8 protein-coding genes and 5 pseudogenes are annotated in these 10,893 nt (G+C 49.7%); all 13 read left to right on the top strand.

Annotation, left to right across the window (positions count from 1 at the left end):
- Positions 1 to 603 (top strand): RHS repeat-associated core domain-containing protein (locus AC07RO_RS26900; protein WP_495087532.1); only part of this gene is annotated, 603 nt, incomplete at its 5' end.
- On the top strand, positions 581 to 1,123 hold the full coding sequence (locus AC07RO_RS26905; RefSeq protein WP_495087533.1) for a hypothetical protein: 543 nt from the start codon (positions 581 to 583) through the stop codon (positions 1,121 to 1,123). The genes AC07RO_RS26900 and AC07RO_RS26905, both read left to right, overlap by 23 nt.
- 164 nt (positions 1,124 to 1,287) lie before the next feature.
- Positions 1,288 to 1,866, top strand: a pseudogene (locus AC07RO_RS26910) (RHS repeat-associated core domain-containing protein); the annotation flags it as partial.
- A 10-nt stretch (positions 1,867 to 1,876) separates the two neighbouring features.
- Positions 1,877 to 2,197, top strand: a complete 321-nt coding sequence (locus AC07RO_RS26915) for a hypothetical protein (RefSeq protein ID WP_495087534.1) — start codon at positions 1,877 to 1,879, stop codon at positions 2,195 to 2,197.
- A gap of 74 nt (positions 2,198 to 2,271) precedes the next feature.
- Positions 2,272 to 2,478, top strand: a complete 207-nt coding sequence (locus tag AC07RO_RS26920; RefSeq protein ID WP_495087535.1) for a hypothetical protein — start codon at positions 2,272 to 2,274, stop codon at positions 2,476 to 2,478.
- A gap of 180 nt (positions 2,479 to 2,658) precedes the next feature.
- Positions 2,659 to 4,059, top strand: a pseudogene (locus AC07RO_RS26925) (RHS repeat-associated core domain-containing protein); the annotation flags it as partial.
- A complete protein-coding gene (locus AC07RO_RS26930) occupies positions 4,042 to 4,437 on the top strand; it encodes an HNH endonuclease (protein WP_495087538.1) in 396 nt (131 codons plus the stop codon). The pseudogene AC07RO_RS26925 and the gene AC07RO_RS26930, both read left to right, overlap by 18 nt.
- A gap of 13 nt (positions 4,438 to 4,450) precedes the next feature.
- Entirely contained in the window at positions 4,451 to 4,969 is a 519-nt protein-coding gene (locus tag AC07RO_RS26935; protein ID WP_346629121.1) for an SMI1/KNR4 family protein, read from the top strand.
- 273 nt (positions 4,970 to 5,242) lie between these two features.
- Positions 5,243 to 5,948 (top strand): annotated as a pseudogene (locus tag AC07RO_RS26940) (RHS repeat domain-containing protein); the annotation flags it as partial.
- 411 nt (positions 5,949 to 6,359) lie between these two features.
- A complete protein-coding gene (locus tag AC07RO_RS26945; RefSeq protein WP_495087536.1) occupies positions 6,360 to 7,154 on the top strand; it encodes a hypothetical protein in 795 nt (264 codons plus the stop codon).
- Positions 7,155 to 7,161: 7 nt separating this feature from the next.
- Positions 7,162 to 9,484 (top strand): annotated as a pseudogene (locus AC07RO_RS26950) (RHS repeat-associated core domain-containing protein); the annotation flags it as partial.
- A gap of 10 nt (positions 9,485 to 9,494) precedes the next feature.
- Positions 9,495 to 9,914 (top strand): NTF2 fold immunity protein, encoded by a 420-nt coding sequence (locus AC07RO_RS26955; RefSeq protein WP_495087537.1) that lies wholly within the window; start codon positions 9,495 to 9,497, stop codon positions 9,912 to 9,914.
- A 734-nt stretch (positions 9,915 to 10,648) separates the two neighbouring features.
- Positions 10,649 to 10,893: pseudogene (locus AC07RO_RS26960) on the top strand (phage late control D family protein); the annotation flags it as partial.

Raw genomic sequence — 10,893 nt, forward strand, 5'->3', positions numbered from 1 at the left:
TACAAGGCGTGGGGTGAAGTCGAAACGCTTGCGGTGAGCGAGGTTGAGCAGAACCTGCGGTTCCAGGGTCAGTACTTTGACGACGAAACAGGGCTGCACTACAACACGTTCAGGTATTACGATCCGGAGGTTGGGCGGTTCATTACGCAGGATCCGATTGGATTGGTGGGGGGAAATAACCTCTATCAGTACACTGAAAATCCAATGCGCTGGGTAGATCCTTGGGGGCTATCTGAGCTACTCGGCCTCGTCACTGAAGCCCATGGCCTTCTAGATCCGACTGCCCAGAAATTTAGAACCACTGCATTGGGAGTCAGTGAAGACGGGAAAATGTTTATCGCTTCGAGTGAGAAAAAAGTTCCCAAGATCCAGCGGGAGTGGGCAGAAGCGAAAGGTATCTCCGTAGTCAATGGGCAAGGGCATGCGGAAGAGACGATTATAAAGGCAGGTAAAGGTGCTACTAGCATTGATGCATCACGAGGTGTATGTCTTGATTGTGAGCAACTAATGAAAGAACATGGAGTAAAACGGACACCCATACAACAGGAAAGAAAAGTCGGAAGCGGCTTGGAGGTACGACATGCAATGGAGTTTGATATTTGAGGATGCTCGAATCAGGCCATCCTTTGATAGGTTGGATCGGAATCAGAAAGTATTAGTCGTGGCGAGCTACCTTTATCGGCAGTTACGTCTCATGCGGGCTTTTGATCAGTGTTACTGTGAGAATTTGTCAGAGCTGTTTATTCATGCACTTGATGTCGCCTTGAGCACCTCGGGAGAGGTAGGAGTCACTCAAGGGGAAGTCTACAAAAACATACCGGACACAGATGAGTATTCCGAACAGGAAGGCAGCTATGCACAAAACTTGATGATTGCGCTGAACTATCTATTATTGTTTGTGTTGAACAATGATCAGATTGATCTTAGCAGGTGTGTGGATATGTCCCTGCAAAATATTGACCTCATCAACTATGAAGTCAATGAGGATTACGATGAAAAACTGGTGACATCAAAGGAAGTTGATGTTGTGACCGATTTAGTAGCTAACGCTTTGAGAACTTCGCGAGGTCAACTGTTTAGTGTAAAGGACGCAGAGAGGCTCGCAAGTAATCATTACCTATAATTCCATTCTAACTAAAGCGTCCGCATACTTTGGGATAGCACGCGGCGTGAAATGAAGGGGGGGAGCGGAGTGAGCCATATATTGACTAGAGGCGTTATGGTTAGCTGCCCTTTCGATCTATATGGCACACCGTCGAAAACCTTCGGTTGCAACTGAAAGCGTAGGCGTGGGGCGAGGTCGAAACTCTTGCCGTGAGCGAGGTTGAGCAGAACCTGCGGTTTCAGGGTCAGTACTTCGACGATGAAACGGGGCTGCATTACAACACATTCAGGTACTACGATCCGGAAGTTGGACGGTTCATTGCGCAGGATCCGGTTGGTTTGTCCGGTGGACATAACCTGTATAGGTATGCGCCAACTCCACTTGGTTGGATAGACCCTTGGGGTTGGACATGTATCTCAAAGAACAGCGTTGCGGGATCTGGCCGGGAAGCGAGAGCTAAGGCACTGTTCCACAAGAAATATGGTAAAGAGAACGTCTTAAGCGAAAGGTATTTACGCAACGCTGAGGGCAAAATCGTTAAAGATCCCTTGACTGGTAAGGGAAGGCGACTCGAGTTTGTTATCAAAAATGGGGATGGCACGGGCACTGCTAAGGAAATAACTAGTCTGACCGCTCTGAAAGCCGCTCAGCTTGAAAAGGTAATGCGAATCCGAGAAGCTGGCGGAACTTTTGTTTGTGAGCCGGGAACAAAAAACCTTGTGCAAGTAAATGACATATCCACGGTGATTCGTGCCAGATAATGAGGGTGCTATGACAGATTTGGATTTCACGCTATGCAGTATCCCGATGCTGATATCTAGAAATAACAGTGAGGCGTATCATGATAAAATAGTATCTAGATATACAGTATTAATGCGGTTTCTTAAAGATAATAATCTTGTATATAAGGAGCCCTTAAGTTCTGATGGGTCTTTGAAAATGGATTTGGTCTTAAAGAAGTCAGATGTGACGCCTCAGTGTTTAGAGCTTTTCAAGAAGGCCATCCCTGCTTGGCATGCGCAAATTGATAGAAGTGGCAAAGTAGATAACGTCAGCAAGCTCATCAAGGCAATGGAGCAAATTCAGACATAGAATACCCTCGGTTCGCCGTCACTGAGGAGCTGAATCAGACGACAAGACTTGAGCGCAAACCCGACGGCGAAGTGGTGCGCATCGAGCACCCGGACGGCACCGCTGAGTCCTTTACCTATAACGCTCTTGGCCAGGTACTGACGCACACCGACGGCAAGGGCCAGATTACGCGTCTGCTGCGCACGGCGCGCGGACTGCCTGCCAGCCGCCAGGACGCCAAGGGCCAGCGCATCAGCTACGAGTACGACAAGGCGATTCGCCTCACCGCGCTGGTCAACTAAAACAATGCGGCTTACCGATTTGCCTACGATGCTTCGGATCGTCTGATCGAAGAGAAACGCATCGACAACCTGACGCGCAGATTCAACTACAACCTGGGCGGGCATCTGACGCGGGTTGAGGAAATCGGCTACGGGGACAGGGCAGAGCGGCCGCAACGCACTACGGAGTTTGAGCGTGATGTGATTGGCCGCTTGCTGGCAAAGGTCAACCAGGATGCGCGGCAGGATTACGGTTATGACGAAGCAGACCGGTTGCTCAGCATCCACCGCCAGCCTTCGAGTATTGGCAAGAAACTGGGCGTTGAGGAAGAGACCCTCGACTTCAGTTATGACCTGTTAGGTCGTTTGATCAAAGAGACCACGCCGCAAGGTGCGCTTGCCTACGAGTACGATCCGCTAAGCAACCTGACCACGCTGACATTGCCGACTGGCCAGCACCTGAATCACTTGTACTACGGCAGCGGCCACCTGCATCAGCTGAACCTCGATGGAATGCTGATCAGCGACATGGAGCGCGATGACCTGCATCGAGAGGTTTATCGGTCTCAGGGCAAACTCACCAGTTGCTTTGGTTACGATGCGATGGGCCGCAAGAGTTGGCAGTTCGCATCGACGTTGCCGGCTGAAAAGCTGTCGCAGATCCAGAACTCGGGCATCAACACCTCGCTGCTGGTGGATCATGCGTACAACCCGATCCACCGGCGCTATGAGTACGACCCGGCGGGCGAACTAGTCCGAACGCTGGACAAGCTGCGCGGTGAGATCAAATACGAATATGAAGCGAATGGCCAATTGCACAGTCGTGATACTGGCCGTTTGGTTGATAGCGAAGAGTTCAGATACGACGCTGCGGCCAACCGCCTGAACTTCAACACCAGCCAGTTTGATCAGGTCAAAGACAACCGAATCAAGCAATGGCGCGATCAGGAATATACGTACGACGCCTGGGGCAACCTGATTGAGAAGCGGTCGGGCTTATCCAAGCTGCAGACGTTCACCTACGACTGTGAAGACCGGCTCGTGCGCGCGGAGACGATGGTCAACAGCCAGATGCACAGCGTTGGCACGTACCGGTACGACAGCCTGGGTCGTCGGGATGGCAAGACGTCCGAGATTGATGGCCAGACTGAGCACAAGCACTTTCTCTGGCAAGGCCTACGGATGCTGCGTGAGGAAACGCCTTGGCAGAGCAGCTTCTATATTTACGAGCCAGGAAGCTACGCGCCACTTGCCCGGGTTGACCAGAGCGAAGGTGAGGCAGAGCAGACGCTTTACTACTTCCATACCGACCAGATTGGCACGCCGCTCGAGATGACGGATGTCGACGGCCAGATCGTGTGGCAGGCGACTTACAAGGCTTGGGGTGAAGTCGAATCGTTGGCCGTGAGTGAAATTGAGCAGAATCTGCGGTTTCAGGGTCAGTACTTTGATGATGAAACGGGGCTGCACTACAACACGTTCAGGTATTACGATCCGGAGGTTGGGCGGTTTATCACTCAGGATAGGATTGGGCTAAGAGGGGGTAATAATCTTTACCAGTACGCGGAAAATCCGATGGGCTGGATGGACCCGTGGGGTTGGAGCGCAAAACCTCCGCATTCTCCAGATGTATCCAAATGGCTAGAAAAGGGTGGATCCGTCCACTCTGAGATAGAAGGTCGCACTTGGGTTTATGACGATTGGGAAGGCAATCGCGTCAGATACCCTAACGGACATCCTGATTTCAATCCTTACGAACGGCAGCGGGTAGATGTTTCTGATCTGAAGGGAAACCATGGCAAAAGTCCAGGAGGTGACTTCGGTAAAGCTGACGCACTAGCTCCGAAAGGCCCAGCTGATTACTCGAAGAATACTTGGCACCACCATGAAAATATGAAAACAATGCAAGAAGTTCCGAAGAAAATTCACAACAGATTCACTCACTCCGGTGGGGTCAAAAATATCAAATTGACGTGTTAGGACTGGTGATAATATGCCTATAGTGTATAGAAAAGGGTTGACAGCGAGTGAGGTGGCCCGTGTTGAGCTAGACCTAAATATGCCACTTCCCTCCGAGTATTCTGATTTCTTGCAAAGAATGAACGGTCTATTTATAGCCGCACCAGATTACGTAGAAATCCCGCTGAACTCTGTCGAGGGGGGATTTATAAGCTTTGATCGGCTATTTGGATGGCACCCACATGAAGAGTGTAACGACGTGGTGGCATTTAACAAAGAATTTATCGAAGAGCTTGCTTTTCTTAATAACGTCATCGCCATCGGAGAAGATGGTGGAGGAAATCCTTATGTGATTGTTTCCGAGTCTGAGAGGGATGGTGTCTACTACTGGGACCGAACTCATTTACATCAAGAGGGCTCAATAAAAAAAGCAGATATTTTAGAAAGGGACGATAGTGGGAGTCTTTACTTTATATCGTCCAACTTAGGAGATTTCTATACGTTAATTTCTAATCAGTTAGGGGGGCATCCAGTCCTCGTAGAGGAGAAGTAGATTCTGAGCATAAGCCTTAGGTCACAAGTTGGCTCAAAGTCTAGCAAAAGCTCGTATTCTGAGGTGGACTACAGCCGAGCTTAAAATCGGCTCCTCAGCGACCTGACCACCTTGACATACGTACGGCGTACGGGCCGACACCTTGAGCACCTGACGACGGCAGCGGCCGCCTTCACCAAATTGGCGTTGACGGTCTGGTTCTCAGGGATAGGAACTCGATGACCTGCACCGACAGGTGTGTCGCACGCAGGTCAGGTCACCAGTTGCACTATCCAGTTCATCCAGGTCAAAGACAACCGTATCAAGCAATGGCGCGATCAGGAATATGCCTACGACGCCTGGGGCAACCTGATCGAGAAGCGGTCGGGCTTATCCAAGCTGCAGACGTTCACCTACGACTGCGAAAACCGGCTCGTGCGTGCGGAGACGATGGTTAATAGCCAGGTGCATAGTGTTGGTACGTACCGATATGGCAGCCTGAGTCGCCGGATTGGCAAAACCTCCGAGATAAACGGCGAGACAGAACACAAGCAGTTCCTCTGGCAAGGCCTGCGGATGCTGCGTGAGGAAACCCCGGCGCAGAGTAGCCTCTATATTTACGAACGTGGAAGCTACGCACCGCTAGCATGGGTCGACCAAAACGAAGGTTAGACAGAGCAGAAGCTTTACTACTTCCATACAGACCAGATTGGCACGCCGCTTGAGATGACGGATATCGAAGGCCTGATCGTTTGGCAGGCGACGTACAAGGCATGGGGGTGAAGTTGAATCGTTGACCGTGAGTGAAGTTGAGCAGAACCTGCGGTTTCAAGGTCAGTACTTCGACGACGAAACGGGTCTGCACTACAACACATTCAGGTATTACGACCCGCAAGTGGGACGGTTTATAACGCAGGATCCGATTGGTCTGTTGAGCGGGATGAATTCATTCAGGTACAACCAGAATCCTATCATTTGGATGGATCCTCTCGGATTGGCACCATGTCAAGTGCGAACCGTAAATGGTACAAAAATACATGGGCGAGGCCAAGTTGACGGTACTCCAGGTCATGATCAGTTTTCTGAAGCTATTGCGAATAAGTTAGCAATGAGCGGAAAATTTTAAGATGTGTATTTAAATCGTAGCTATAACTTTGCACAAGTCCCCGGTGTGTCGGCGCGCCGTCCTGATGTAATGCCTGTCGATTGAATGGTAAGGTGCATGCAATCAAGTTAGCATCCAAATCTGATATGGGCAGAAAGCTTCCCACGCTGACAACTAGGAATACAGACGCAATGAGTGGCTTGCCTGCTCAGAGTCGAGGGAGGGTTCTTACGCTAGAGCATCCTTACAATGCTTCTGAAATGAAAAGCATACTTGATTCTTTTATATCAACTTTATAGGTTAATTATGGCTACAGGGATTGCAATTTACGGGGTGGATCGGATTTCTGTTTTAGGCGTTTTTGATGAGGCTTTTAGGTTTTTTAATGAGCTAGGCTATCCGATTACTGGGGCAGGCTATGATAGAAGAGGACAAGCGGATGGCGTGGATGATATTGAGTTCGTCGAAGTTTCGCCTAAGGAGCTCAAAGTCCTAATCTCTGAAGGTAAGGTTGTTGATTTTAGAGTCTTCAGCGAGATGAAAAATGTCAAGCCTTGGTTTAGTTCGTTTGGCTACACTACCGAAGAATTTGGAAGTTTCTTTTGTATAGATATGCAGACGGACGTGGGACTTGAAGAGTTAAATATTAAAATTAAAAGTTTTTTGATTTCTGCTTCCGTAAAGCTCAAGTATATCTATGCAATAGTTTACGAGCTGGCTAGTGTTTCGGGTGCGATGTCTTATGCTAGAGGCCAAAATTTCAAAACGATATATCAGTATGAAGACCCGGTTGCTTTTATCGACGATGCGTCTCCGCTATATTTAGGAGGGCGTCAGTATAAGCATGCACGTCTTAGAATGGTCTACCCTATTAACTTTTTAAATGATCAGCACTTGTCTATCAAGATCGGTAGTACGTCCCTTTTGGAATGGATTTCAGAAAGTGCAAGCCACGGCGTAATTACAAAAGTTTTAAATGGATGGTGCTGGGAGGTGGGGCGTGAATATATCGATTCGGCAAATGAGATATGTGGTAAAGCGGGAACATTGTTGGCTTGGAAGCCAAAAAAAGCTGAAACGAAAAAAAAGCTGCCAGGATAAAAGTCACGCACAGGTTGAGAAGTGTAAGGACTCCTCTGGAAAGCACCACTTGCCGATAAAACGAGCGCCTGCAGTCGGTTGCCGTCACCGATGCGCTTGGTCAGACCGCCGAGCTTGAGCTTAAACCCGCGGGTGAAGTGCTGCGCACCAAACATCCCGATGGCACACAAGAAGCGTTCACGTACAACGTCTATGGCCAAGTGGTTACCCATACTGACGGCAAGGGCCAGATCATCAGGTTGCAACGCAACGAGCGCGGCCTGCCGAGCTCGCGGCAAGACGCCAAAGGCCAGCGCATCCGTTACGAGTACGACAAGGCGATTCGGCTCACCGCGCTGGTCAATGAAAACAACGCGACTTATGAATTTTCTTATGACGCTTCGGATCGCCTGATCGAAGAAAAACGCATCGACAACCTGACGCGCCGGTTCAACTACAACCTCAGTGGGCACCTGACGCGGTTGGATGAAATCGGCTACGGCGACAGGGCAGAGCGGCCACAGCGCAGTACCGAATTTGAGCGTGATGTGATTGGCCGCTTGCTGGCCAAAGTGAACGAGGATGCGCGACAGGATTACATCTACGACGAAGCGGATCGCTTGCTCAGCATCCATCGCCTGCCTTCAAGCATTGGCAAGAAGCTGGGTGTTGAGGAAGAGACCCTCGACTTCAGTTATGACCTGCTGGGTCGCTTGGTAAAAGAAGCGACTCCGCAAGGGGCGTTGACCTACGAATACGATCCGCTCAGCAACCTGACCACGCTGACATTGCCGACTGGCCAGCACCTGAACCACCTGTACTACGGCAGCGGTCACCTGCATCAGCTTAACCTTGATGGGATGCTCATCAGCGACATGGAGCGCGATGATCTGCATCGGGAGGTCTATCGATCCCAGGGCAAGCTCACCAGTTGCTTTGGCTACGACGCGATGGGCCGCAAGAGCTGGCAGTTCGCATCGACGTTGCCGGCTGAAAAGCTGTCGCAGATCCAGAACCCAGGCATCAACACTTCGTTGCTGGTGGATCACGCGTACAACCCGATTCATCGGCGTTACGAATACGATCCAGCAGGCGAGCTGACTCGCACGCTCGATAAGCTGCGCGGTGAGATCAAGTACGAATATGAAGCCAACGGCCAGCTGCACAGCCGCGACACCGGCCGCTTGGTGGATAGCGAAGAGTTCCGATATGACGCTGCGGCCAACCGCCTGAACTTCAACACCAGCCAATTTGATCAGGCGAAAGACAACCGAATCAAGCAATGGCGCGATCAGGAATATACCTACGACGCCTGGGGCAACCTGATTGAAAAGCGGGTAGGGCTGAATAAGCTGCAGACCTTTGCTTACGACTGCGAAAATCGGCTTGTGCATGCGGAGACGATGGTTAATAGCCAAGTGCACAGCGTCGGTACCTACCGGTATGACAGCTTGGGTCGGCGGGTTGGAAAAACGTCTGAGATTGAAGGGCAAACTGAGCATAAGCAATTTCTCTGGCAAGGATTGCGGATGCTCCGTGAGGAAACGCCTTGGCAGAACAGCCTTTATATCTACGAGCCTGGCAACTACGCGCCTCTGGCGAGAGTGGACCTAAACGAAGGCGAAGAGGAGAAAAAGCTTTACTACTTCCACACCGACCAGATCGGCACGCCGCTGGAGATGACGGATGTGGACGGCCAGATTGTTTGGCAGGCAACCTATAAGGCGTGGGGCAAAGTTGAATCGCTTGCCGTGGGTGAGGTGGAGCAGAACCTGCGTTTCCAAGGTCAGTACTTCGACGAGGAGACGGGCCTGCACTACAACACGTTCAGGTATTACGATCCGGAAATTGGACGGTTTATTACGCAGGACCCGATTGGGTTGCTGGGGGGCAACAACCTGTACGCCTATGCCCCCAATACGAACGGTTGGATCGATCCATTAGGGTGGTGTGTGAGTACCGCTGTAACCAGAGGGGCGGCTGGTCAGCCTATTCGCGCGACGGCGAGGATCACTTTAGCTGATCTGCGTACTGGAACTGCAACCAACAAAACTTCGCGGGCATGGGCCCGAATGTTGGGAAGTTCCAATGATGATGCGGGCCATATTTTAGGAAAGCTTCTTGGCGGATCGGGCGGAAAAGATGGAGTATTTCCTCAACTACCTGGGATTAATAGGGGGCTATTCAGAGACTTCGAGAGGGACGTGGCAAACTTCGTAGAGAAGACAAAAGGCGCAGTAGATGTGGATATTAAATTTATCTATGGCAAGTCGTTGACTCGTCCGGAGGAGATCGTATACGAAGTGTCGCAGAATGGTAAGCGTGTATTGTTCGATATTTTTGAAAACTGAGAGCCTTAAAATGATCGATGTTTCTGAGTCATGTGAACTACTGAAACAATTTCTTGAAGAGATGAAGTTATGGGAGCGGGACTTCTTTGAGAAAAAAATGGAATTAATCGATAGCGGCCAATCCACGACTGAATGTAACAAATATTTTTCTGAATCTTTACGACTAATATTGGAAAAATATACCATCAAGGATGCTAAAAGTTGGGCTCGGCTGGAAGCTCCTGGCTGTGGCGAACCAACGATGTATGATCCCGCACGCGATAAACTGCATGAGCCTACAATCAAAGGCTCTACAGTATTCATCGTGGTAGACCAAATGGTGGGTTTGGAATCTAGGTTCAGATTTAGTTTGGTCAGAGAAAATGATCTCTGGAAGATAAAAAAGAAGGATACGTATAGGTCTGGTAAATGGGCTGGCTCGACTCTTTAATATCGGAATGATGTCCAAAATTACCCAGCGCTGATCTTGCTTAGACTGGCCGATTACTCGCCGAGATTAATCAGCATTTGTGGTTCTATCAGGGGGTTACGAAGGCGATCGGCTTCGGTCGCTTATATGCATACCTACTGCCATTTGGTAGAAGGCTTGGTGTATGGGGAGAAACTGTGCCTGCATTTGGAATAATGCTCACTTTCCACAGTTAAGCTTAAATAATCTTAAGATTAATTGTTTGCAGTGTGTCGCGATTTATGAGGTTGAAAGAGGATTCATCGAAAAATTTGGTGGTGCTGCGTTTGATGACTTGCTTTCCAAGCAGGAGATTAATACCTTAAATTCTCAAAGGCCACCAGTGAAGTTTGATTGATCTCATGTGTTTAGTTGTGTCTCTTGGGCTCTGTGATGTCGTCTGTCGTTGGGATTAGATAATTTTTTAAGCATTTGGTCGTTTTGCTGAGTCTAAACGGCCAAAGGCCTTATAAATAATGTCGCTCATGTGTGGCAGTAAGCCTTGGGTGCGAATTTATGCGTTCCGATGCTGTTTGTATGGGTTGAATATTTAGCTCGGCTGCTGTCGCCCGATCGTCCAGTCGGAATGTTAATGCCTTTATTAAAATATGCTGAATGTTTGATCTCTGAAGTTGGTGTAGATGTCCTTTACTTATTTTCAAGCGAGGGCGCTGGCTTAATGTTGTCATCGTTCCACTTAAGCTGACATATCGCAAAAGCGCTACACCTACATCACTCAATATCGCGAAACCGATTTCAACTTCGTCCAGCGTCTGCTGGAAGAAGAAGGGATGTTTTACTACTTAGGGCACATCGCCGAAGGCCACACCATGATCATCTGCGATGACTCCAGCATGCTGCAGCCGTTGCCGGAACAACCGCAGATCCGCTTCCACACCGCGTCCGTCACCGAGACCGCAGACTCCATCACTCAGTGGAGCGGCAACCGCCAGTTGCAGGC

Source organism: Pseudomonas sp. GW821-FHT07F05 (assembly GCF_059418765.1).